21 protein-coding genes and 1 riboswitch are annotated in these 23,788 nt (G+C 51.8%); of the genes, 15 read left to right on the top strand and 6 right to left on the bottom strand.

Annotated elements, in window-relative coordinates; genetic code table 11:
- From QKW35_RS19640 to QKW35_RS19670, 7 genes are all read left to right on the top strand, one after another.
- Positions 1-777 (top strand): AMP-binding protein (locus QKW35_RS19640; protein ID WP_282355874.1); only part of this gene is annotated, 777 nt, incomplete at its 5' end.
- Positions 778-989: 212 nt separating this feature from the next.
- Positions 990-1,931: a 1,2-phenylacetyl-CoA epoxidase subunit PaaA gene (paaA, locus tag QKW35_RS19645; RefSeq protein WP_282355876.1), complete on the top strand. Its 942-nt coding sequence runs from the start codon at positions 990-992 to the stop codon at positions 1,929-1,931.
- A 12-nt stretch (positions 1,932-1,943) separates the two neighbouring features.
- Positions 1,944-2,237, top strand: a complete 294-nt coding sequence (gene paaB, locus QKW35_RS19650; protein ID WP_282355879.1) for a 1,2-phenylacetyl-CoA epoxidase subunit PaaB — start codon at positions 1,944-1,946, stop codon at positions 2,235-2,237.
- A gap of 17 nt (positions 2,238-2,254) precedes the next feature.
- Complete coding sequence (paaC, locus tag QKW35_RS19655) at positions 2,255-3,019, top strand: 1,2-phenylacetyl-CoA epoxidase subunit PaaC (RefSeq protein ID WP_282355880.1); 765 nt, start codon at positions 2,255-2,257, stop codon at positions 3,017-3,019.
- Positions 3,020-3,036: 17 nt separating this feature from the next.
- Positions 3,037-3,576: a 1,2-phenylacetyl-CoA epoxidase subunit PaaD gene (gene paaD / locus QKW35_RS19660; RefSeq protein ID WP_282355881.1), complete on the top strand. Its 540-nt coding sequence runs from the start codon at positions 3,037-3,039 to the stop codon at positions 3,574-3,576.
- Positions 3,577-3,609: 33 nt separating this feature from the next.
- Positions 3,610-4,707: a 1,2-phenylacetyl-CoA epoxidase subunit PaaE gene (gene paaE / locus QKW35_RS19665; RefSeq protein ID WP_282355882.1), complete on the top strand. Its 1,098-nt coding sequence runs from the start codon at positions 3,610-3,612 to the stop codon at positions 4,705-4,707.
- Positions 4,708-4,837: 130 nt separating this feature from the next.
- Positions 4,838-5,539 carry a response regulator transcription factor gene (locus tag QKW35_RS19670; RefSeq protein ID WP_282355884.1) on the top strand — a complete coding sequence of 234 codons (702 nt, stop codon included), beginning with the start codon at positions 4,838-4,840 and terminating at the stop codon, positions 5,537-5,539.
- Positions 5,540-5,645: 106 nt separating this feature from the next.
- On the opposite strand, the gene QKW35_RS19675 is transcribed toward QKW35_RS19670, so the two are convergent.
- Both QKW35_RS19675 and QKW35_RS19680 read right to left on the bottom strand, forming a co-directional pair.
- Positions 5,646-6,311, bottom strand: a complete 666-nt coding sequence (locus tag QKW35_RS19675; protein ID WP_282355887.1) for a glycine-rich domain-containing protein — start codon at positions 6,309-6,311, stop codon at positions 5,646-5,648.
- A gap of 68 nt (positions 6,312-6,379) precedes the next feature.
- Positions 6,380-6,898, bottom strand: coding sequence for a GNAT family N-acetyltransferase (locus QKW35_RS19680; RefSeq protein ID WP_282355888.1), 519 nt, complete (start codon positions 6,896-6,898; stop codon positions 6,380-6,382).
- 923 nt (positions 6,899-7,821) lie between these two features.
- Positions 7,822-7,896, top strand: a riboswitch (cyclic di-GMP riboswitch).
- A gap of 61 nt (positions 7,897-7,957) precedes the next feature.
- Between QKW35_RS19680 and QKW35_RS19685 the strand changes: the two genes are divergently transcribed.
- Positions 7,958-8,245 carry a hypothetical protein gene (locus QKW35_RS19685; protein WP_282355889.1) on the top strand — a complete coding sequence of 96 codons (288 nt, stop codon included), beginning with the start codon at positions 7,958-7,960 and terminating at the stop codon, positions 8,243-8,245.
- Between the two features lie 356 nt (positions 8,246-8,601).
- Here QKW35_RS19685 and peaD read toward each other — a convergent pair whose 3' ends face one another.
- From peaD to peaA, 4 genes are all read right to left on the bottom strand, one after another.
- Complete coding sequence (gene peaD / locus QKW35_RS19690; RefSeq protein WP_282355890.1) at positions 8,602-9,762, bottom strand: quinohemoprotein amine dehydrogenase subunit beta; 1,161 nt, start codon at positions 9,760-9,762, stop codon at positions 8,602-8,604.
- A 15-nt stretch (positions 9,763-9,777) separates the two neighbouring features.
- Positions 9,778-10,098, bottom strand: a complete 321-nt coding sequence (gene qhpC, locus QKW35_RS19695) for a quinohemoprotein amine dehydrogenase subunit gamma (RefSeq protein WP_282355891.1) — start codon at positions 10,096-10,098, stop codon at positions 9,778-9,780.
- Positions 10,099-11,526: a quinohemoprotein amine dehydrogenase maturation protein gene (gene peaB / locus QKW35_RS19700; protein WP_282355892.1), complete on the bottom strand. Its 1,428-nt coding sequence runs from the start codon at positions 11,524-11,526 to the stop codon at positions 10,099-10,101.
- A gap of 61 nt (positions 11,527-11,587) precedes the next feature.
- Positions 11,588-13,183 carry a quinohemoprotein amine dehydrogenase subunit alpha gene (gene peaA / locus QKW35_RS19705; RefSeq protein WP_282355893.1) on the bottom strand — a complete coding sequence of 532 codons (1,596 nt, stop codon included), beginning with the start codon at positions 13,181-13,183 and terminating at the stop codon, positions 11,588-11,590.
- A 401-nt stretch (positions 13,184-13,584) separates the two neighbouring features.
- On the opposite strand from peaA, the gene QKW35_RS19710 reads away from it, so the two are divergent.
- The 7 genes from QKW35_RS19710 (at position 13,585) to QKW35_RS19740 (ending at position 23,534) form a co-directional block, all read left to right on the top strand.
- Complete coding sequence (locus tag QKW35_RS19710) at positions 13,585-14,316, top strand: response regulator (RefSeq protein ID WP_282355894.1); 732 nt, start codon at positions 13,585-13,587, stop codon at positions 14,314-14,316.
- Positions 14,317-14,318: 2 nt separating this feature from the next.
- Positions 14,319-20,699 carry an AAA family ATPase gene (locus QKW35_RS19715; protein ID WP_282355895.1) on the top strand — a complete coding sequence of 2,127 codons (6,381 nt, stop codon included), beginning with the start codon at positions 14,319-14,321 and terminating at the stop codon, positions 20,697-20,699.
- 404 nt (positions 20,700-21,103) lie between these two features.
- Positions 21,104-21,388: a hypothetical protein gene (locus tag QKW35_RS19720; RefSeq protein WP_282355897.1), complete on the top strand. Its 285-nt coding sequence runs from the start codon at positions 21,104-21,106 to the stop codon at positions 21,386-21,388.
- A 345-nt stretch (positions 21,389-21,733) separates the two neighbouring features.
- Complete coding sequence (locus tag QKW35_RS19725; RefSeq protein ID WP_282355898.1) at positions 21,734-21,913, top strand: hypothetical protein; 180 nt, start codon at positions 21,734-21,736, stop codon at positions 21,911-21,913.
- A gap of 18 nt (positions 21,914-21,931) precedes the next feature.
- Positions 21,932-22,177: a hypothetical protein gene (locus tag QKW35_RS19730; RefSeq protein ID WP_282355899.1), complete on the top strand. Its 246-nt coding sequence runs from the start codon at positions 21,932-21,934 to the stop codon at positions 22,175-22,177.
- A gap of 131 nt (positions 22,178-22,308) precedes the next feature.
- Positions 22,309-22,491 carry a hypothetical protein gene (locus QKW35_RS19735; protein ID WP_282355900.1) on the top strand — a complete coding sequence of 61 codons (183 nt, stop codon included), beginning with the start codon at positions 22,309-22,311 and terminating at the stop codon, positions 22,489-22,491.
- An 86-nt stretch (positions 22,492-22,577) separates the two neighbouring features.
- On the top strand, positions 22,578-23,534 hold the full coding sequence (locus tag QKW35_RS19740) for a ChaN family lipoprotein (protein ID WP_282355901.1): 957 nt from the start codon (positions 22,578-22,580) through the stop codon (positions 23,532-23,534).
- Positions 23,535-23,788 lie beyond the last annotated feature (254 nt).

Genomic DNA, 23,788 nt, shown 5'->3' on the forward strand with positions numbered 1-23,788 from the left:
CAGCTGATCCAGGATTTTGATCCGGACATTATCATGGTGACGCCATCCTACATGCTGAACCTGATCGACGAGATGGAACGCCAGAACGTTGATCCTGAAAAACTGGCCCTGCGTCTGGGTATCTTCGGTGCTGAGCCGTGGACCGGCGAGATGCGCAAGAATATCGAAGGTCGTCTGGGTATCGATGCTGTCGACATCTACGGTCTGTCCGAAGTAATGGGCCCGGGTGTAGCGATGGAATGTATCGAAACCAAAGACGGTCCAACTATTTGGGAAGACCACTTCTACCCTGAGATCATCGATCCGAATACCGGCGAAGTGCTGCCAGACGGTGAATACGGCGAGCTGGTTTTCACCTCTTTGACCAAAGAAGCGCTGCCGATCATCCGTTACCGCACCCGCGACCTGACCCGCCTGTTGCCGGGTACTGCACGTCCGATGCGTCGTATCGACAAGATCACCGGCCGTTCTGACGACATGATGATCATCCGTGGTGTGAACGTATTCCCGACCCAGATCGAAGAACAGATTCTGAAGATCCCTGCTCTGGCGCCTCACTACGAAATCGTGGTCACCAAAGAAGGCAACCTGGACAAGGTATTGGTGAAGGTTGAGCTCACTCCTGAAGCGCAGGGCGCACCACAGGAACCAGTGAGCAAAGAACTGGCACACCACATCAAGTCTGTAGTGGGTATCAGCACCAAGATCGAGATTGTACCGGTGGGCGAATTGCCGCGCTCTGAAGGTAAAGCGAAGCGCGTATTCGACAAGCGCTAAGCACCGGTGATTACACCCTCGCCTCTGTATGACGAGGGATATGTAACCAGTTGTACAGATCGGCAATCTCAAGCGAACAAATGCTATGAGATTGCTGTCTGAATACGATATAGTGATACAATAAAACAAAGAGTCGGCAGTGTATTTGTGTCACATAGTTCGACTCATAATGAACAACGCGCGCCAAAATAAAATTGCGGAGGCCATTGCATATGACACCTCAAGAAGAAAACTTCATGCGCAAGATCGAGGCTGAAGAGAAGATCGAGCCTAAAGATTGGATGCCTGAAGCGTACCGTAAAAACCTGATCCGTCAGATCTCCCAGCACGCTCACTCCGAAGTGATCGGTATGCAGCCGGAAGGTAACTGGATCACCCGCGCGCCGTCTCTGCGCCGTAAAGCGGTTCTGCTGTCCAAAGTACAGGACGAAGCGGGCCACGGTCTGTACCTGTACAGTGCCTGTGAAACCCTGGGTATCTCCCGTTCCGAAATGATCGAGCAGCTGCAGACGGGTAAAGCGAAGTACTCCTCTATCTTTAACTACCCTACTCTGACGTGGGCTGACGTGGGCGCGATCGGTTGGCTGGTAGATGGTGCAGCGATCGTAAACCAGGTTTCCCTGCAGCGTACCTCTTACGGCCCCTATTCCAGAGGCATGATCCGTATCTGTAAGGAAGAGTCTTTCCATCAGCGTCAGGGTTACGAAGCGATGCTGGCTCTGGCTAAAGGTTCTCCAGAGCAGAAAGCAATGGCTCAGGATGCCCTGAACCGTTTCTATTGGCCTGCCCTGATGATGTTCGGTCCTCACGACTCCGAGTCCGCTCACTCCCAGAAATCCATGGAGTGGAAGATCAAGCGTGAAACCAACGACGACCTGCGTCAGAAGTTTGTTGATCAGACGGTTAAGCAGATCGAAGTACTGGGTCTGGAACACCCTGACAAGAACATCAAGTGGAACGAAGAGCGCGGTCACTACGACAGCAGTGATCTGAACTGGGACGAGTTCTGGTCTGTAATCAACGGTAACGGCCACTGCAACCGTCAGCGTATCGAGCACCACGTTGCTGCACACGACGAAGGTGAGTGGGTTCGTGACGCGATCTCTGCATATAACGAAAAGAAACGAGCTAAAAAAGCGCAAAACGCGGCGTAAGAGGTATCCGAAATGACAAACATCACTGAAAAACTGGAACTGTTTGAAGTTTTTGTACGTTCCAAGCGTGGTCTGGACCACAAGCACGTAGGTAGCCTGCACGCCGAAGATCACGAACAGGCGCTGGAATACGCGCGCGACTGCTACACCCGTCGTAGCGAAGGCGTAAGCATCTGGGTTGTTAAGTCTGCTGACATCTGTGCTTCCCAGGAAGACGATGCGGATTGCTTCTATGATCCAAGCGACGACAAACCATACCGTCATGCGACTTACTACGTTCTGCCTGACCCAGTTAACAACATGTAATTTGGGGAGAGCGAAGAATGAGTGATCAGATTAAAGACGCTATCCAGGAATACGCGACCCGTCTGGGCGACGACTCCGTAGTCCTGGGTCACCGTATCTCCGAGTGGGTAAGCTACGGTCCTTTCCTGGAAGAAGACATTGCATACGGCAACGTTTCTCTGGACTACATCGGCCGTGCCCGTATGTTCTACACCTACGCTGCAGAACTGGCTAACGATGGTCGTGACGAAGACGATTTCGCCTACATGCGTAACGATCGTGAATACCGCAACCTGCTGTTGATGGAGATGCCAAAAGGCGACTTCGCATACTCTCAGGTGCGCCAGCTGTTCGCAGACGTGTACTACACTCTGCTGCTGCCAGAACTGCTGCAGTCTAAAGATGAAACCCTGTCTGCGATTGCCGCCAAAGCGATCAAAGAAACCAAATACCACCTGCGTCGCAGCCGTGATTGGGTGCTGCGTCTGGGCGACGGTACTGAAGAGAGCCACAAGCGCACTCAGAAAGCTGTTGACCAACTGTGGGGCTACACGCACGAATTGTTTGATATGGACGATACCGAGCAGCTGCTGGCTGATGAAGGTATCGGCGTTGACGTATCCAAACTGCGTGATGCGTGGCTGAAGATGGTCAGCGATATTCTGACCGAAGCGACACTGACTGTGCCGGAAGACAGCTGGGCTGTTCGCGGTGGCCGCACTGGTTACCACACCGAGAACCTGGGCCACATGCTGACCGAGATGCAGATCGTGCACCGCTCCCACCCAGGATGTAAATGGTAAGAAAGGTAAAAGGCGCTATGAACGAAATCTCACTGATGCCGGAAGAGCAGTACCAGCGTTTGCAGCAGCGTAACGCCGCAGACGTAAAGGAACTATGGGACCTGCTCGATGCAGTCAAAGACCCAGAAGTCCCGGTATTGAGCATTTGGGATCTGGGGATCTTGCGTGATATCGAACGTGTAGGTGACACGGTTGTTGTCACCATCACGCCAACCTACTCCGGATGTCCGGCGATGGATAATATCTCCACCGACGTGACCAAGGCCCTGAATGATGCAGGTTACACAGATGTGAAGGTCAAAACCTCCCTCTCCCCTGCATGGAGCTCCGAGTGGATGTCTGCGGACGGTCGCAAAAAACTCCGTAACTACGGTATTGCGCCACCGGAAGATGCACCGCTGGACGAAGATGGCCTGACCCCGGATGCGCACGCGCTCTGTCCTCACTGCGGTTCTGAGAACACTCGCAGGGTGAGTGAGTTTGGATCAACTGCATGTAAAGCACTGTTCCAGTGCGATGACTGCAGCGAGCCTTTTGATTATTTCAAAAAGATCTGATCCCCGATCGGTCTTACAGACGATAGGTGAAGCATGTCTGACACCAATTTTTACACGCTGAAGATCGCTGATGTGCAGCCGGAAACGGACACGGCGATTGCAGTGAGCTTTGCAGTACCGGCAGAGCTGCAAGAGAAGTTTAACTTTATCCAGGGTCAGTTCCTGACTCTGCGTGCAGAGATCGACGGTGAAGATGTTCGTCGTTCGTACTCAATCTGCTCCGGCGTTAACGATGGCCACATGCGTGTGGGTATCAAGCGTGTTAAGAACGGTAAGTTCTCTAACTACGCAAACGACAACTTCAAGCCAGGTATGTCTGTAGAGGTTATGCCTCCGCAGGGTAGCTTCTACACCGAAGTTAAACCTGACCAGAAGAAAAACTACATGTGCATCGCGGCGGGTTCTGGTATCACGCCGATGATCTCCATCATGAAGACCGTACTGTCTACCGAGCCAGAGTCCAAAGTGACCCTGATCTACGGTAACCGTCGCAGCAACTCCGTGATGTTTAAAGACGAACTGAACTTCGTTAAAAACCGTTACATGAACCGCTTCCAGTGGATCAACGTAATGGATTACGAAGATCAGGGGGCAGACCTGCTGAACGGTCGTATCGATAACGCTAAAGGTTACGCGCTGCAGAAAGCAGGCCTGATCAACATTAAAGAAGTTGATGAAGCATTTATCTGTGGTCCTGAAGCGATGATGTCTGAAGTGTCTCGTGGTTTCCGTATGGAAGGCCTGACCGACGATCAGATTCACTACGAACTGTTTGCGAACTCTTCTGCAGACTCCAAAGAGATGTTGGAGAAAGCGGCTGCACGTAAAGAGCAGTTTGGCGAAGAGAAGACCTCTAAAGTGACCGTGAAGTCTGATGGCCGTGCAGTGATGTTTGATCTGGCTACCGTTGGCGAAAACATCCTGGATGCGGGTATCCATAACGGCCTGGACCTGCCGTACTCCTGTAAAGCAGGCGTATGTTCCACCTGTAAATGTAAGGTGGTAGAAGGTGAAGTGGACATGGATATCTCCCACGGTCTTGAGAAACACGAGATCGAAGCGGGTTACATCCTGAGCTGTCAGGCTCACCCGATTTCCGACGAAGTAGTTGTAGACTTCGATATTCGGTAAGTCATGTGGCTGTCCGGTAGCAACACGTTACCGGACAGCTATTCCCTCCCTCCCCCGCTTCAGCCGATTGATCCCGCCTAAAACGTACCCGCGTTAGTGGATTCAGCCTGTCTGAAACATGGATGGGATAATGAGTCAGAAAGAGATGGGCCGCGCGTGGCGCTGGCTAGCCGATACAATGCCTCATAAGATCCTGATCGCCGACCGTTTCCCGCTGCACCGGGAAGGTCTCAAAATCGCCTTAAACAGTGGTCCCGAATACCTGCTGTTTAACGCCCACTGTGTCTCATCCGTTGATGAGGTCCTGCGTCAGATTCGCCGTCATGGTGGTTACAATCTGCTGATTATGGATCTCGAACTGCTCGAAAAAGCGCCAGACTGGACGCTGAAAGAGCTTGTGAGCCAAACCTGTATCCCGACTCTGCTGATGTGTAATCAGGCAACATCTGTCCTGATTCGAGAATCACGCCAGGCTGGGATTCGTGGTGTATTGCCGCGTGATGCTTCTATGGAGAAGATCAATCAGGTTACCCATACACTGCTGAGTGGCCGAACCTACTGGCCCGATATCTGTAAGCGTAGCGCTGCGAACGGCATTCCTGCAGAGCTGCCGCAGATCTCCACCGACGATCTGACTGCTCAGCAGCTCCAGATCATTCAACTGATCATAGACGGCATGCTGAACAAGCAGATCAGTTACGAGCTGGGTATTCACGAAAGCACCGTGAAATACCACCTCACCAACATCTACCGTAAGTTCCAGGTGCGCAGCCGAACACAGCTGGTTGTGAGTGCGCGTAATGCGGGTGTACTTGGATTGGCGCGTCTTTGATCGCTAAGACAGTCGTAAGGAAGAATGAATGTATGGAAGGGCCGGAGTATGTGCGAGGCATATCCCGGCACATACATCCTGCGATGGGGGAAGAGTGATAATTCAGTTAGTCACCCCCACAACCTCCCCCGCAGCCAGAATCCCCATCTCCACCTATATCGGATCCCTCTCCTCCGCTACTGCACCCTGAGCCACACCCGATATGTGAGGCACAGTATGGATAATTGCCAGGTTGGTAGTCTGAGGTTTTACAATTGAGGGCGTAGGTAAAACCACCTGGGATCGCCAGTGCGGCGTCCATAGCAAACAGACGTGGCAGTCGATCCGGTGTTTTAGGATTGATCTCTTCCCGGGTACAGGCGATGCGCCAGGCAGTTTTGATTCCGATTTGAGCCATGGTCGGCGAACTCATCGCTTCGGCCGGGGTATGGTGCAGAAAGCGTCCCAGGGCCTTGGAACAGAACTGCTGGTAGTTTTTGGTGAAGAGTATGAATTCGTGCCAGGCCACATCGACTGCCTGTGATGGCATGGAGACCATCCGTTTACCGGCAGTATTGCAGACGTGGAAGTAATCGCGCAGGCCGTCCAATACCTGGTCCACTTGTCGATCGTCCAGGTGCGGATAAGTGGAGGCAACCTTGTCGCGAATGCGTAATGGGAATTCGTAGCTGTCTATGAGGTCACTGCGTTGTTTCGCCCGGCTTTTGCGTGAAATCCGAATGACAATGAAGGCGATCACGGCGAGCACCGCAATCATAAAGAGTGTATCCATCGCTTAAACTACTCCGTGAAACCTAAGCTCTTCTCAATACTGCAAAGCAGTATAGGCGACATCTTCGCTTACGGGGCACTTGGGTGGCGATAGAGATGCCACGACGCACCGCGAAACTCGACCTCTCGCTCGAACATAGCGCCGACCGCTTGTGCGAGTTGAATAGACGGGTGGTTTTCAGAGTGAATAAAGCTGATTAGACGCGTATCAGGCAAGTGCTCATGGGCCGCAGCCTGGACGACCCGTGTAGCTTCACTGGCATATCCTTTGCCCCAGTATTCAGGTGCTAATGCCCATTTGATCTCCGCCTCGGGCCAATCATTGGGGTACCAAAACCCTGCTGTGCCGATGACCTGTCTTGTTGCCTTGTCTTCCAGCGCGTAAGGGCCATAGCCACGAATCTGCCAGTGACCAACCATGCTGCACATGGTGCGCCAGGTTTCCCCTTCGGTGAACGCCCGTCCGACGGTAAAACGTGTTGCCTCCGGCGAGCTGTAGTAAGCGTGGAGGGCATGCCAGTCATTGTCGCGGAACGGGCGCAAGGTGAGGCGTTCGGTATCTAAAAACTCAGGTACAAGGTAATTCATATACGGGAGCTTCCTTTATAAAGTCGTGATTTCACAACCCTAATAAGCCCAGGCGCATTTGCCGATTAGCTGCTAGTCGAAGTTTTTTGACCTGCTGTTTGCGGCTAAAGGCGCTTCTGTGTGTTGACGCGACACATCCTTTGATCCGAATTCAGATTTGCACCGTAAGTATCGGGAGTGGTGAATTGGCCGCAGCTTGATCTAAATCAAGAGGACAGGTATTCAGGAAATTTGCGTTATACGCCTCAAAGTCAAGCATGCCGCTGGATCATTGTCTACAATGATCCGACACCGTTTTTAAATTAGGAATTTTTCTTATATCGCAATTCTGGAAACAGATGTACATTTACTAACCACAAAAATAACACTGGGGGCAGCGCAATGAATAATAATAAATGTTGTGACCACTGTGAGTATCAGCAGGTACAAGATGTACCCCATGAGTTCATGGCCGAAGTCTGTAAGTTAGAGTTAGGTACTATCTACCGATGTGAAGTGTGCGGAACATCCTGGATGAAGAGTGCAAACCGGGGATGGCTGTTGCTTCGTGTTGGAAATTCGCGTCTGAAAATGGCGGTATAAACGTTTAAGTTCCTTAGTCGACCTTGACGCCATAGAGGACTCGTCATTCAGCAAGATGGTCAAGTCCTTTGGCGTAACGGGTGCGGATTGGACGCTACACCCTCCTCTTACCCTACCTCTATTCCCGCCGTGTATTTCGCCAAAACCAACGCCTGACGTTGCCAACTGTCGTCAATTTCAAACGGGCTTTTACCCTAGATCAGGTCGTTATGCACTCATATAGCAACCAGCTATTTCCTTTATTTCACATCTGTATAAAAAACACGCATAAACAGTGGTAGTATTCGATCAAACATTAGTATCAAACGCACGTTTTGATTGTTTAATCAGTAGATCATCCTCTCTCGATACCGCAAAACCCGAGTAATCGGGTGACGCAAAGTCACGGGTCCCACTGGGATAGCCGGACCACCGAAGGAGAGCCCACCCTATGGACAGTTTCTGAGGATCTTTTGCTGATGTATCGCGGAGGTCAACATGAAACGGTCATCCTGCATGGTCCCAATTCTCGCCTGTGCTGTTGCGCTCGCTGTCCCTCAAGAGGTTGCTGCATCTGACTTGGACGACTCAGCTGTTCTGGCTACTTACCACTACTCGGTGCTGCATGAACATTACCCGGTGGTGTCACTGGCGCCGGAGCCGATTGAACAGGCGGTTCAAGCCCTGGATGAAAAGCGAAATAAAGCGGCAGAGGCCAAGAAACAGAGTAAAAAAAATCTGCGCAGTTTCTACATGAAGCTGCTGGCAGTGGTGAGTGCCCGGTAAGTAGTTTTAATCCTTACCGGTTTAAATCACTCTGCCCTACTCGCTTATGCGAGAATGTTTGGTTTTAGACCGGTTACAAGTTCGGTCCCAGTCCTTACGCTGACCTGTTCGCTGAATTGCCGTGTTGGTTCAAATAAGAATGGGTATGAGGTTTAGAGAAGTGTAGGTTGGACATCGCGAAGCAATACCCAACAAGTCGGCTCAACATTACCCGATAACTGTTGGGCTTCGCGTTGCGAAGACCAACCTACAAACGAGTCGCTTTCTCGGGGCCTCGCTAGCGGGCGATGAAACATAAAAAAGGCTGCCCGAAGGCAGCCTCAAGGGTGATCGACACAACGGTCAACCCGGTTGTATCACTTCAGGCGAGCCAGGCGCAGGTCTGCGGTAGACATATCGCCTGTCAGCTGGATGCTGCCGATCTTCTCCAGTGTCTCTGCATCGTGGATGGAGATATCGCTGGAGGTGCCGCCGATATAAATGGTCTTGCCATCGCCGGTCATGTTGATGTTGTAGTAGGTGTGGTCCATCGGCTGAACCTTCACCGTTTCACCGGTCTTCACGTTGTGTTTCGACAGTTGGTTAAACGACCCGTACAGGATGTCTTTGTCGTTTGGATCGGTTACCCAGTTAAAGACGATGAACTCAAACGGTACGGTCTCGATGCTCTCCACCTCACCGGTTTTGGTATCGATACGTACGTGACCCCATAAGAAGTCCGCTTTGGATTCATCGCCTGGTGCACCGTTCCAACGAATGGTGAAGTACGGCATGATGAACTCGCCTACGTGCTCACCCATGGTGTGCATGGCAAACGCATCAGGTGGAACCCACTTGTCCGGTGCGCGATCCCAGTTTTGAAGCGCTTTAAGCATGCGCACCTTGCCGGTTTTCGGATCGATTGCTTTCAGGTCACCACCACCCAGAATCACTTCCCCGTTCTGCATGCTGCCGATCTTGGTAATACGGCGATCGACCGGGAATGTGCGTGCTGGTTTGGCATTTAGGCCGTCAGCGGTGTTGAATACCGCCAGGCGTGGTTCCATGGTTTCGAAGCGGTCCGTCAGCTTGCGCACCGGGTTCTGTACGGTGTAAAGCTCTTTACCGTCAGCGCTGACTGCCATGGATATAAAACTTTTTACCTGCACATTGCTGTAAGACTGCTTGGCGGAAAACTTGATTTCACAGTTGGTGATATCGAAGCCATAAATGTCTTCCCATTTGTTGGTCATCACATACGCGATACGACCGTCAGGAGACATGGCAATACCGCCGTTACCAAATACGCCCGGTACATCACAAGTGCGTACCAGTTGGTTGGTTTCAGTATCAACAATATGAAGCTGGTTTGGACGAGTTACGGTTAAAATGTACTCGTGTCCGCCCGCCTTCATGCCGTTGATGGTGGCTGGCGCACTTTCCGCGACTGTAGTCGCGTTGTGACAACCCGCCAGCATTGCAGCAGCACCCATAGTGCTGGCCAGTACGGCGTGCTTAAAGATCTTTGTCAGTTTCATCTGGCTATGCCTCCATCACTCTTCCGGGAAGACGCTGTCGATCTTGCGCCAGTCTTCGTTGGCTTTCGGTGCGGTGTCGCCAAAGGCGGTGTGATTCACCATGGTGTCTGGCACCTGCGCGGGCCACCAGCAAGCGTCGGCGCAGCCGTACAGGTCGGATTCCATTGGCTGACACAGAGAGCCCAGGCCACCGAACGGGTCTACTTCCCAGCCCGGATCGTTTACGGAGGTGCAGCCCACGATGGACTGCATCGCTACAACCTCTTCCACCTCGTTCTGTGAGGTCGCCTGGTCGAGCATTTTGGCTTTTTTGTTGAACGACTTAAGGTGTTTCATTTATGAACTCCTTCTAGGAGATACGTAAGCATCGAAGAACGCCGGGTTCTCGAGCATGATCCGCGAGTACACTTCCACGCCGAAATCGACCCAGTCTCTCAGCAGGTCGCAATAGTGGTAGGAAGGACGCGCGGCATCGCCGTACTTCGCATAACTTTCGTGGTAACAACCACCAGAACAGATATTACGGATGCGACAGGTTTCACAGCCGGTGTTGCTGCGATCCAGGCGTTGTTCGACAAATTCGCCCAGGCGGGTTTTGTCGATGCCCTCTTCTACATCCCCAAAGGTAGGTAGTTCCGAGCCGGTGAAGCGGTGGCAGAGATTGATACCGCCCTTGGTATCGACTGCCAGCAAACCGACACCTGCACCACAAGGCAGTTGCTTCTTGTTGCCTTCGTGCAAATCGGTCATCAACTGGTGCATGTTGCCGTAACCGTAGTTACGGTTGTCCAGCGCCGCTTCCAGGTATTTCTTGCCAAGGCGTTTCATACCGGCAAACACTTCAATCATCTCATCGGGTGTGAGGTTGAAAGAGGTGATGTCGCCAGATGTCACCGGGCCAAAGCCCACTTCGGCAAATCCCAGGCCACTGAGGTGTTCAAAAATAGCTTCAACATCGGTGATGCCGCGGGTCAGAGTTACACGGCAACCCACCGGGCGTGACGTATAACGGGACAGCAGCATGCCCACTTTTTGTTTCACCACATCGTAGGTGCCCTGTCCGCCAACGGTAATCCGGTTTTTGTCGTGCATCGCTTTCGGACCATCCATCGAAATGGTCAGGCCAAAGCGGTGTTCATTAAACCAGTCCACCAAATCTTCATTAAGCATGGTGGCGTTGGTGGTCATGGTGAAGCTGACCTCTGACTCCAGGTCGGCAAAACGCTCTTCACAATATGCCACCACGTTACGGATCAGTGGCATGTTGGTCAGTGGTTCGCCGCCGAAGAAGACCACATTGTACTGACGCTGGTTTGGAGATTCCTCCAGCAGCATCTCGATTGACTTCACCGCAGTTTCAAACGACATCTTGTCGCCCGCCGACGGCGTGGTCAGGTCTTCTTTGTAGCAGTAGGTGCAACTGAGGTTGCAGCCGGTGTTGGTGTTCAGAACAATCGTAGTCAGCGGGAAGTTTTTAACCTTCTGCGGTTCGTGATTGATCTGTACTGCACCACCGTCTGACAGGATACGCAGAGACTTCAGCTTTTCGATGGTATCCATGACGTCGTGCGGCTGGTATCGGCCCTGAAAGCGGTCGCGGATCATCTGAGCAGTCACCCTTTCCTGCTCGGAAAATAGATCGATCAGCTCGCGGCTCAGGCCCTCCAGCTCAAACAGACTGCTGGTTGGCACGTGGAACATCATTTTGCGTGTGTCCACATCCACCAGATGCATATTTGGCTTCACCAGGGATAAAGAACCCATAACTACCTCACCTTGTTGTTATTTCGCGGAACGCGAATCTGTCTGGAGGTTTATTCGCCGGTTATTCGATAACCGGTTTAACAAATTTCTGCACGGTCACCAGCAGGTGGGCTTCGCCCTGTACGCTGTTGCCACCGTCTACCACGGTGCCGACTACGCTCAGGTTGCCTACGTTGTTGGTGGACATCTTACGTTCCGGGTTCAGCCCGGCATCACCAGGGGTAAAAATACCGTCTTTATCGATGGTACCCGCGTACTTGATGTCGTTATCGTGCTCGGCGATCTCGTCGAACGGCTTCAGCGTCCACGCAGCAGGCATGTAACCCAGGCGAAGATCATCTTCGGTGCCAGGCTTCCCATCGGCACCGGCCGCATAACCCACCGCACGGTATGCAGATTTCTGTTTAGGGATCGGACCACCGGCGCCGCCGATACGGGCGATGGAGTCGGATGGCGTAATTTCGACACGCGCTACGGTGTCATACACCGCCAAAGCGCCTTGAGCTGAGACTGAACCCACCTTAACGGTGTTTGACCCTACAGCCGCATTTTTAGACGCTTCTGCCAGCACAACCACACGGTTGGCATCACGGGATACCACGTTCAGCAGTTTCAGGCCGCTGCCCAGCTTTACGTTGCCTTTCAGGTTGTTGCCGGAGATGGTCAGCAGTTTGCGTTCGCCGCGTTTGATATAGGACGGTGTTACCGCAGTGATCGCTGTGCCTTTTACCGCTTTAACGCTGCCGCCGATGATCTCGTCGTCACGCTCGAACATACGGCCTTCCAGCGAATTACCGTCGGCAGATGCTGCCAGTACCTGGCGCACTTTAACGCCATCAATGGTCAGGCTTGCACGCCATTCGTAACCTGCATAAACCACCGCGCGGCCTTTGCCAGCCAGCGGTGTACCGTCGGCGTAGTGACCTTCCAGTACCAGTGCGTAGGTGTCGTTGGCGGTTTTGGTTGCGTGCAAAGATGCGTCAAAGGTGCCTTTGCCAGGGACATAACCGTGCATAGCCCAGCCACCGGTCAGATCTTTCTTGATGACTTTCTGCCAGCTGTTCCAGGCGTCGCTGTTGAATGGGTAGTCTTTGGCCAGTTTTGGCGCCACATTGGTCAGCGCGATATCAAACCAGGCACGATCACGTGCACCGGCGTGAAGCTCGGCTGTTGGGAATTGTCCCATATGGAAGTGGATCAGGTTTTTCCACTCATCTTCGGTGCGACGCTGCAAGGCGATACGTGCACCGGAGTGACAACGTACACAGGTTTCCTGAAGTAGCTGGTCGAAGGATTCAACCACGTTCGGTTCCTTCTCCAGCAGATAGCGCAAGCCCGCGGTTTCGGACGGGGCCAGGCCCTGATTGTCTGCCAGGTATTTCACCACCGCTCGTTTCTCTTCCGGTGAGATAACCAGGCCGCGTTGCTGCTGCATGCGGCTGATGGTCATCATCCAGCCTTCAGGTGTTTTTCGCTGCTCACTGATTCGGGAGAACGGGGTTGCCGCTTCGCCGGTTTCGGTATGACACGACAAACAGCGATCGCGAATGATGCGTTCTGCATCCGCCGCCTGAGCCGGTAACGTCACCAATCCCGCGAGGGCCAGTGCGCCGGTTCCCAGAAGTGCGCGCGTTGTCTTGTTATTATTCAAGGCCATCACTCCTTAATTTTTCGTGATTCAGGCGGATTGTGTTAGCCAGAAACGGGCCTGATACAACACAAACTGCCGTTGAGATACCCTCGGATGAGGTATCTGGCGCCTGCCATCCCCATGTCTTCAGACATATATTGATAGCTGGATCTGATCCGCTGTGCAGACCCATTTAGCGTATATCTAACCTAACCTTGTGGTGTAAATAAGATTCCGCGCTTTTGTTCGAAGATGTAGGTAGATGTATCAAAATGTAACAAGCGATCAAAATTGTAAAATAACCCCTTGTTTTGTTTGATATTCCCGTATTCACAGCGTAAATATAAGTACGTTAGCGGGTATCTTAGACACAAAACCGACGCGCTGCTTTTGATTTTTGTAACGTATATTCAACTTGGATCGTCACCATGGTTCCAGACAGCTCAGCCACACCCCATATCCTGATCGTAGAAGACGATTTTGCTTCGCGCTCCCTTCTGGTTAGTTACTTTGAAAAGGAGGGATACCGGATCAGCGAGACTGAACAGGCTGACGATCTTGTGCAGCGGGTTGAACAGAACAAAATTGACCTGGTGTTGCTGGATATCAACTTACCGGGCAAGGATGGACTGACACTGACCCGTGAACTGCGGGCCGCGTCCCGTGTTGGCATTATTTTGGTGACCAGCAAAGGTGATGAGATCGATCGTATTGTGGGGCTTGAACTGGGCGCTGATGATTATGTTACCAAGCCGTTCAATCCGCGTGAGTTGTTGGTACGTGCCAAGAACCTGCTCTGGCGTGTGCGTGAAACCGTCGAACCGCAGCGTGAGAATGGTCGTCAAGCACAACAGTGGCATTTTGAAGGTTGGTCATTAGACGGCAGCAAACGTTTGCTGACGGCTCCGGACGAGACGTCTGAGCGTCTGCCGGAGGGTGAGTTCAAATTGCTGCAGGCACTGATTACCAACTCAGGACAGGTGCTCTCCCGCGATCAACTGATGGATGCGATCCACGATCGGGAATGGACACCCAACGACCGTTCCGTTGATGTGCTGGTTGGTCGCCTGCGCCGTAAATTGCGTGACAATCCGTCCGATCCTCACTTCATCCTGACCGCCCATGGCGCAGGTTACATGTTTGCCGGTGAGCTGGAGTAAACATGATGTCCACCCTGCCCGGCTACCGAATCATCAAACATCTTCATAAGGGCCGGCGCAGCAACGTCAGTCGCGCAATCCGTACCCAGGATGATGCGCAGGTAGTGATCAAACAGCTCAATGCCAATCAGGCAACCAGCGAAGAGATAGGGCTGTTTCAGCACGAATATGATCTGCTGAGTACGCTGGATGTTCCCGGGGTGATTCGCCCCCTTACTCAGATCCATACCGAGCACAGTATCGCCACCGTGTTTGCCGATGGCGGCGGTGTCTCATTACGGCAGCTGCTGAACTGGGAATCACGCCCCTGGCATCACTGGTTGCCATTAGCGGTGGCCCTGGCGGAACAGGTGGGTCGTATACACAAAGCCCAGATCATCCATAAGCAGATCTCGCCCGATAACATCATTGTTGATCCAGAAAATCCGGCGGTTGGATTGCAGATCATCGACTTTACCCAGGCGACCCATCTGCAACGTGAGCAGGCGACCTGGAACTACAACCAGCTCGCTGAAGAGACCCTGCCCTACATTGCACCGGAGCAAACCGGTCGTATAAACCGAGCAATCGACTATCGCACTGATTTCTATGGCCTTGGCGCCACACTGTATGAATTGATGACGGGCCGGCCGCCATTTAGTGACGATGACCGCATGGCGATGGTACACAGTCACATCGCTAAGCAGCCCGATCCACCGCATGTGATCAATCGTGCGTTGCCAGAAGTGCTATCCCAAATCATCAGTAAATTGCTGGCGAAGGATGCCTCTGAACGCTATCAGTCGATCTTCGGCCTGATTCAGGACCTGAAAACCTGTCAGGAGGAGTGGCAGCGAAACCGTCGTATCGAGCCGTTCAGCATTGCATCGGAAGACCGCTCCGAGCGCTTTGTCATTCCGCAGCGTTTGTACGGCCGCGCCGGGATCATCAAACAGCTGCTCTCCTGTTACGACCAGACCACGCGCGGGCACCATTCTCTGGTAATGATCTCTGGCTATGCCGGCATCGGTAAGTCCAGCCTGGTGCATGAAATCCGTCAGTATGTAAATGCGCGCGGAGGCAGCTTTGTCAGCGGTAAATTTGATCAGTTTCGTCGCAACCGTCCCTATGCTGCTATCACATTCGCGCTGCAAAGCCTGATTCGACAATTGTTGACCGAGTCTGAGAGCAGTATCGCTCAGTGGCGCAGCAATTTGCTGGAAGCGCTCGGTGACAACGCCCAGGTCTTTATCCGCCTGATTCCTGAACTTGAACTGATCGTAGGCAAGCAGCCTGAGGCTCCAAAACTTGCATTGGCAGAAGAGCAAAACCGCTTCTCTCGCCTGTTTATCCGTCTGATCCAAACACTGGCATCGGCAGATCGTCCCTTGGTGTTGTTCCTGGATGATTTGCACTGGGCTGACTTAGCATCGATCAGTCTCATTGAAACCGTCGCTCAACAACGCGTATCACACCTGATGCTGGTAGGCAGCTTCCGTGATCAGGAGGTTTCCAGCACCCATCCTTTGGCAACCAGCCTGCAACGTATACGCAATGCAGGTATGCCCCTGTCGGAATACCGGCTTGAACCCTTGACGTTGGTGCAGGTGAACCAACTGATCGCCGATACCCTTCAGTATTCACCTGAGCGTTGCGAATCGCTGGCGCAGATCAGCATGGAGAAAACCCAAGGGAATCCGTTCTTTCTTAACCAGTTTCTCAGCACATTGTATGAAGAGGGATTGATACGTTTTAGCCGTGGTCACTGGGAGTGGGATGAGAACGGTATTTACCAACAGGAGATGACCGACAATGTAGTCGACCTGATGGTTAACAAGATTCAGAAGCTGTCGCCCAATACACAGCAGATGTTAAGGCTCGCTTCCTGTATTGGGAGCCCGTTTAGTCTACGCATCCTCTCCGTGGTCTATCAGCGTACACCGCAGGAAACCAGCGCAGACCTCTGGCAAGCGATCGCCGAGCGATTGATTGTGCCGGTCGACAATTTCCTGCTCCCGGATCAGAGCAGCGCAGATAGCACGCGATATCGCTTCATTCATGACAGGGTACAGCAAGCCGCATACAGTCTGGTGAGTGATGCAGAGCGCCTGCCCTTACACCTGAAGATCGGCAGGCTTGCGCTTGATAACTTCTCTCCTGAAGAGTTTGAAAACCGTATATTTGAGGTGACCAACCATTTCAATGTTGCGCATACCCTGCTGGATGATGCGCAGGAGCGTATTCGTATTGCCGGACTAAACCTAAAAGCCGGTATCAGTGCGCGGGATGCCGCCGCATTTGATAGTGCTTACGAATACTTCAATGCCGGCCTGGGCCTGCTACCTGAGACCTGCTGGCAACAGCATTATGAGCTGGCGCTGGCCCTGCACACGAATACCGCTGAGACCGCTTACATTCGTAACGATTTCAGCCAGCTGCAACAGCTGATCGATCTGGTGCTGGCGAATGCGCAAAGTTTGCTGGAAAAGGTGCGTCTCTATGAAATCCTGATTCAGGCCCACGTGGCGCGAAATGAATTTGATGCGGCCATGAGCACCGCGCTGACGGTATTGGAGCTGTTGGGGATCACCATTCCGGCTAAGCCAAGTGATCTTTACAACGCCCTGATCCAACTAAAACTGCGCCTCAAGCTCAAGCACACGCCGCCGGCGCAGGTGTTGGATATGCCCGCGATGGAGTCTGATTCGGTGTTGGCGGCACTGCCAATCATGGCGAGTATGTTTGGTGCGATTAAATTCTCCAGTTCAGAACTGCGCCCACTCATCATGGCCAAGCAGGTAGAGCTCACACTGAAATACGGGCTAAGTCCCTCTTCTGCCCTGGCCTTTGCAGGCTACGGTGGCGTGTTGTGTGGTCGCTACAATGCAATCGATCTGGGTTATCAGCTGGGTACCACCGCGCTAGCCATTGACGATAAGTTACCGTCACGACTGACCCACCACAAAACCCTGTCGCTGTTTAACGCTTACATCCGTCACTGGAAAGAACCGCTGATAAACACCCTCGAATCGCTGCAAAAAGGCTATCACCTGGCGCTTGATTGCGGCGACGTTGAATGGGGAACCTACTGTATTGCGGCTTACATTCAGTACAGCTTTATTCTGATTCAGGATATGGAAAAAGTGCAGCCGCAGCTTGAGCAGTATATGCACAAAATGGAATCGTCGGGCCAAAAGCAGTCTGAACAGTATTCTAGGTTGGCGCTACAAGCTATTGATAATATTAGGGGTTTGAGTCGCAATCCAACGGTGTTGGAGGGACGGTATTGCGAGGAAAAGAAAGCGCTGGCTGACTATCGAGAGAACAACCATCGTACAGCTGCTTGCTTGTTACATATGTACAAAGCTCAGCTGCATTACATGTTTGGAGAGTATGAAGAGGCTTCTTTGCATGGTATTGAAGGTGAACAGCTTATCTCCTCCATCCATGGCACCTATTCTCAGCCATGGCTTCATTACATCAGTGCTATGGCTCAACTGGCCGTACTGCGTGATACCAACGTTTTGCAGCAGCCCGCCCGCGTCCGTCATATTCGTAAGGCGATGCGTCTGACCAAGGGGTGGGCAAATCAGTGTCCCGAAAATCACCGCCATCATCATCTGATGTTGCAGGCCGAAATGGCGCGTGTGCAGAAACGGTATACCCGTGCCATGACACTGTACGATCAGGCTATTAACGCGTTTCTGGATAGTGGATTCTTGCTGGATCTGGCGCAGGCCTACGAGCGTGCGGCCCTGCTATACCTCGAATGGAGCAAGCCTAAAATTGGGCGCGCATATCTGCAGGATGCGCTTAAGGTTTACCAAACCATGGGAGCCAGCGCCAAAGTCGAGCAGATGCTCCACGTGTACGCTGATCAGTTGGATCTCGCGGAATCACAGGCGATCAGCAGCCGCACCGTTGTCGGCGATAACCATACGCCATCGGTGTTGAGTAACCAGGCGATCGATATTGCCTCAGTGATAAAAGCTTCCCACGTGATTGCAGATGAGATCGTGCTGGAGAAGCTGCTTGGACGCCTGATGACCCTTGCGCAAGAGAACGCAGGTGCACAGCGTGCGATCCTGGCGCTGAAGCGTGGACGAACACTGTTTATTGAAGCGGAATCGAGTGTTGACCAGGCACCCTGCTTCTTCAGCAGTCTGGCGGTTGAAAACGGCGGCGATAAGCTGCCGGTTAATATCGTGCATTACGTTGCGCGCACCAAAGAGACTGTCGTGCTGGGGAACGCGCTGGAACATGAAATGTTTATGCATGATGGCTACATTCGTCAGCATAATCCTCGCTCCCTCCTCTGTATGCCGATTCTCTATCACGGGGAGTTGACAGCCGTACTGTATTTGGAAAACAACGAAAGCTCTGACGTATTTACCCGGGAGCGTCTGGAAACACTTCAAATACTGTCAGCTCAGGCGGCGATCTCCATCGAAAATGCGAAGCTGTACTCCAGTCTAGAGCAATCAGAAAGTGAATTTCGTTCGTTGTTTGAAAACGCTGTAGAGGGAATTTTCCGTGCATCGCCCGATGGCAGTTTCCTTTCGGCTAACCCTGCGCTCGCTGCGATTCTGGGATACGCATCAGCAGAAGCATTTCTTGACGCGATTACCGACGTGGCCAGCCAGTGCTTTGAGCGCAGCACTGATCTGGAAGCATTTATGGCGCAGTTAAATGATGCCAACCAGGTTCAGTCTTTTGAGACGCGCTGGATCAACGCAGAAGGCAACGCCTTAGATGTCTCTATCTCGGCCCGGCGGGTATTGGATGATAAGCAAAACGTACTCTATTATGAAGGCTCGCTGACAGATATCAGCGAGCGTAAAAGCCGTGAAATTGCCGAACATGAACGCATGGCTGCAGTCGTCGCTCGGGAGAAAGCCGAAGCTGCCAGCGATGCCAAATCCCAGTTTCTCGCCACCATGAGCCACGAAATTCGCACGCCTATGAACGGTATTCTCGGTATGGCCCAGCTGTTACTTCGTGGTGAATTGAGCGCTGAGCAAATCCAGCAGGTGAAGGCGATTTATAATTCCGGGCAGTCGCTTTTGTCGATCCTGAATGATGTGCTGGACTTTACCAAAGTTGAAGCCGGTCAGATGGAGTTTGAACGGCATAGCTTTTCCCTTCGTGAACTGCTGGGCGAACTCCAGGCGATTCTTAAACCTACGGCGGATGAAAAGTCCCTCCATCTGGTGGCTCGCTGCGATCATGAGATTCCAGAATGGGTGTTGGGCGATCGCCGTGTGATCAACCAGATCCTCCTGAATCTCTGCAGTAACGCGATGAAGTTTACCCAGCAGGGTATGGTTGCAGTTCGGATCAAACTCGTTGATCAAACTGATAAGAAATGCCAGATTCGTTTTGAGGTTGAAGACACCGGTATCGGGATTTCAAATGAGGCGCAGGAGAAGATTTTCGAGCACTTTAGTCAGGCGGACAGCTCTATCACACGGCGGTTTGGCGGGACCGGTCTCGGTTTATCTATCTGTAAACAACTGGTGGAGCTGCAGCACGGAGCTATCGGTTGTCAGAGCGAACCCGGCAATGGCAGCCTTTTCTGGTTCGAGCTGCCAATGGAGACGTCTAAGGATGAATCTGAGCAGCTGATTACGCATGCTCACAATCACCAGGTTGCGCCACTGGACATTTTGCTGGTCGAGGATACTGAGATTAACCAGCAGGTCACTGCAGGACTGCTGGAGAGCGAAGGTCACCATGTAACCATTGCTGACGATGGTTACACCGCCCTCTCCCTTCACAACGACAACGACTACGACCTGATCCTGATGGATATTCATCTGCCAGATATGGATGGGATGGAAACTACCCGCCGGATGCGGATGCACCGCAACCCTGAAAAGGCCAAAGCTCGGATTGTAGCCTTTACCGCATCGGTAACAGATGCAGAAGTACAGCAGTACCACGAAGCCGGTGTCGATGCCGTGCTGTCTAAACCGTTGCAGTTTGAGCAGCTGCATGCACTGTTGTCCGATGTAAGTCAGACGTTCGTAGAGGCAGCAAACGAACTCAGTCCGAGCACGTCTCCGTTGGTCGATGAAAGCTTACTAAAGCAACATCAGGAGTTTCTGGGTAAGGAGCGTTTTGATCAGTTATTTTCGCGCTTTACGTGCCAGGCAGATGAAATTTTTGATCAGATGGAGGTAGGACTGGAAACCAAAAACTGGAAAGATCTGCGCAGTGTCAGCCATAAGCTCGCAGGGGCAAGTTCTAACTTCGGATTGGTAAAGCTTGGACAGATCTGTAAAGAGATTGAGCTGTCTGACAACAACGACCCTGGCTTCTTTAGCGAGCGAATTAAAGATGCTCGCGAAATGTACGCGCAGAGCACTAAGAACCTCCGGAGCTTTCTGAACGCTGAGCGGTAGAGGATTAGCGTCAAAAACGACGGCAGACCTGCATGAAATTCATGTACTGCTCATCTTCTCGAAACGCCCTGATTTAAAGGCCTTGAGCGCAAAACAGGGTTCATGACCTTTTGAACTGTAAAGTTGTCTTTACACTTGGGAGTTCATAACATACTGAATACAAGATATTTTTTGAAAACGGTAGATTTTGCTAGATCACCGGTTTTGATTTATTCCACCGGTCGTATTTGAATAATCCTCCCAAGTTTCGGCATTCTACGATACTAAACTGATATACGAAGCTGCTAATTGCAGCAAATCGGGCCAGCACACCTATGTGTTGGAGATAAAGCTGTTGTAAATGCAGCGATACACTCCAGATACATTCAGCAGCGAGTAAAGGTGCTTGTATCAAGGAGGTTGTGATGACGTTCCTTCCCACCGCCCTACTTAGTTTTCTCGCGGTAGTCACTGTGACATCCCCTATCAATTTGGATGCCCGTTTCTCAAATGAACAGGATCTGTTAATCGCCGGTGTCAGCCATGCCTTATCAGCGCCTGGTATGGTGGCGGAAGATCCGCCCTTAGAATTTGCTGATGATAGCAATCAGGCTGATGAGCAAACTGAAAAAACGGAAGCTGAGTTAAAAGACGAAGAGATGAGACGGCTGTATCTGAAACTGCTCTTAATGAAGGGAGTTGGGCACTAACGCAAAGCGTTTAACTGAACCACCGTACAAACTTAATGTTCAGGCGTGAAAACGTCTCAAGTCGGGGTATTCGCTATCGCAGACGCCGTTAACTAGACTTTACAGTATGTAGACCGTTGTTACGTACTGCAAAACTAATAATTACAGGTGCCCCTGTTATGAAACGGTTACTTAAAAAGCAAAAGGGGCTTACAACCGTTGAATATGCCCTTGTTGGTGCTTTGTTGTCAGCCGCTGTCATCGGCAGCTTTCAATCGTTGGGAAGTACAGTTGCAAATAATATTGTGAGCCTCTCTGATTCGGTGGACGGGAATATGGTAACCACATCTACCACCTCGGGTGGCGGTGCTTCTTCGTCTGGCGGATTTGGCGGAAGTTCCGGTAGCTCAGGATCCAACGGATCTGGAGGCGGCGAAGGATCGGGTTTCCCTGGTGGAGGTAGTGGTTTTTCAGGGTCAGGCTCAACAGGTGGCGGTTCGTCCGGTGGTGGAGGTTCAGGCGTTCCTGGTGGTGGCAGTGATGTAGCTGCTGCAGGGACACCGGGTGGAGGTGGATCACCCGGAGGGTCTGGATCTGGCAGTGGAGGTTCATCAGGCGGTTCAGGCTCTTCCGGCGGTTTTACTAACACTTCAGGTGGTTCAGGCGCAGGAGGTACATCCGGCGGAAGTGCCGCCGCTCAGACAGCATCTAATACAAGCGGCTCTGGAGGTTCTGGCGGTGCCGGAGCTGATGGTTCAGGGGGAAGTGGCGGTAGCGGAGCGGCCGGTGGGTTTGGAACTGCGGCTATAGCAAGTACCGCCGCCATTACAGAACACTCTAGTCAAAGTGCTGGAAGCACTAAAACCTCTCAGTCTGCGACTCAATCATCTTCCGACGGGTCCGATGGCGGATCATTCCTGAACTCGGCTGAAGTTGAATATGTGAAGAAAGCAGCTGAGGAATACAGTGAAGAGGCTGCTAGTGTGGTTGGTAACCTAGGCACAACATTCTGGATACTGCTTGTTGTTCTGTTCTTTGCCTTTTGGTGGATACTGACTCGTCTCTTTGGTGGTGGCAAGAAACAGGCGGATCCGAAAAAGAAACACTACGGAATCTACAGTTGAAGTAAGATCTGAGTGGATAATAATTACGTAAACCCCCAGGCGGAATAGTCCGGTTGGGGGTTTTTGCATATGGAGGCGCCCTGTTGATGTTGAAACCACTTGTACGTTTTTTCTGTATTACCGCTCTGGCATACGCAGCAGGTAGCTTTGCGCAGGATGACTGGCAATCTCCGCTTGAAAGAGATCACCCCATGGTAGGTAAGGTCGTGGACCTGCAGTCACAGAAACTGATTTCCCCAAGCGTGCTTCTTGAACACCTTGCGCGTGTTGAGGTTGTTCTTATCGGTGAAAAACACGACAACCCAGATCATCATTTGATTGAAAAAAGGATCTTAGCTGCGCTTTCAAAGCAATCTCCTGATGTTGTGATGGAAATGCTGGACGATAGCCAATCTGCTCTTCTAACAACGGTAGATCGCGAAATGAAGGGTAGCCAGCTCAAACAAAAACTGCAGTGGAATGACAAGGGTTGGTCATGGGCGTCGTATGGTCCTCTGGTAGAGCTAGCTGTATCCAGCGGGCTGAAATTGGCCGCGGGCAATCTGTCACGGGATCAGGTAAAGAAAATTTATCAGAGTGGATCTGAGGCGCTCTCAGCGGATGAACGGCTTCAGTCTGCGCTGCGCGTTAATGAAGAGGTCAAACAAACCCTGCTGACCGAGATCTATGAACAGCACTGTAAAATGATGCCACGTGAATCACTGAATCCAATGTTAAGTATTCAACTTGCGCGTGACGCGAGGATGGCAAGCGCTATTGTCGATTCGCAGGCATCACGTGTTGTGCTTGTCGCAGGCGCCTATCATGTTAGAAAAGACTCTGCGGTTCCGTTTCATCTCGAACTCAACGGTGCTGAGAAGGATGTGGCGGTTGTTATGCTGAAGGAAGTTGACGCGGATATCGATGATTACGTTGCCTACCTGAAAGGTCAAAACACGGTGGCTGATTTCATCTGGTTTACACCAAAATCCACCGATCGGGATTACTGCGCTGATCTTAAACACGGTAAATCTGAATCAAGCGTCGACACCACAACGGATTAGCCTGTTTTAAACAAGATATTTAGATAATTCAGAGAGAGTAGTACTCAAATACGAAATCCTTCGTATTGCTCTAATACGTGATTACGTCCTTAATTAGCTTAACTGTTATGGCTTCTCCAGCGAAAGAGTCTTATAACAGGTTGAGTTCCTGATCAAAGCCGAAAAGTCGGGAACTCTGGAGAGCAAGGATGCTCTAGAATGTTCAAGATTTTCTACAGTAAAGAGTTGTTCAAAGCCAAGAATCAATTCGTTAC

This window comes from Pontibacterium granulatum, assembly GCF_029961155.1.
Lineage (GTDB): Bacteria > Pseudomonadota > Gammaproteobacteria > Pseudomonadales > Balneatricaceae > Pontibacterium > Pontibacterium granulatum.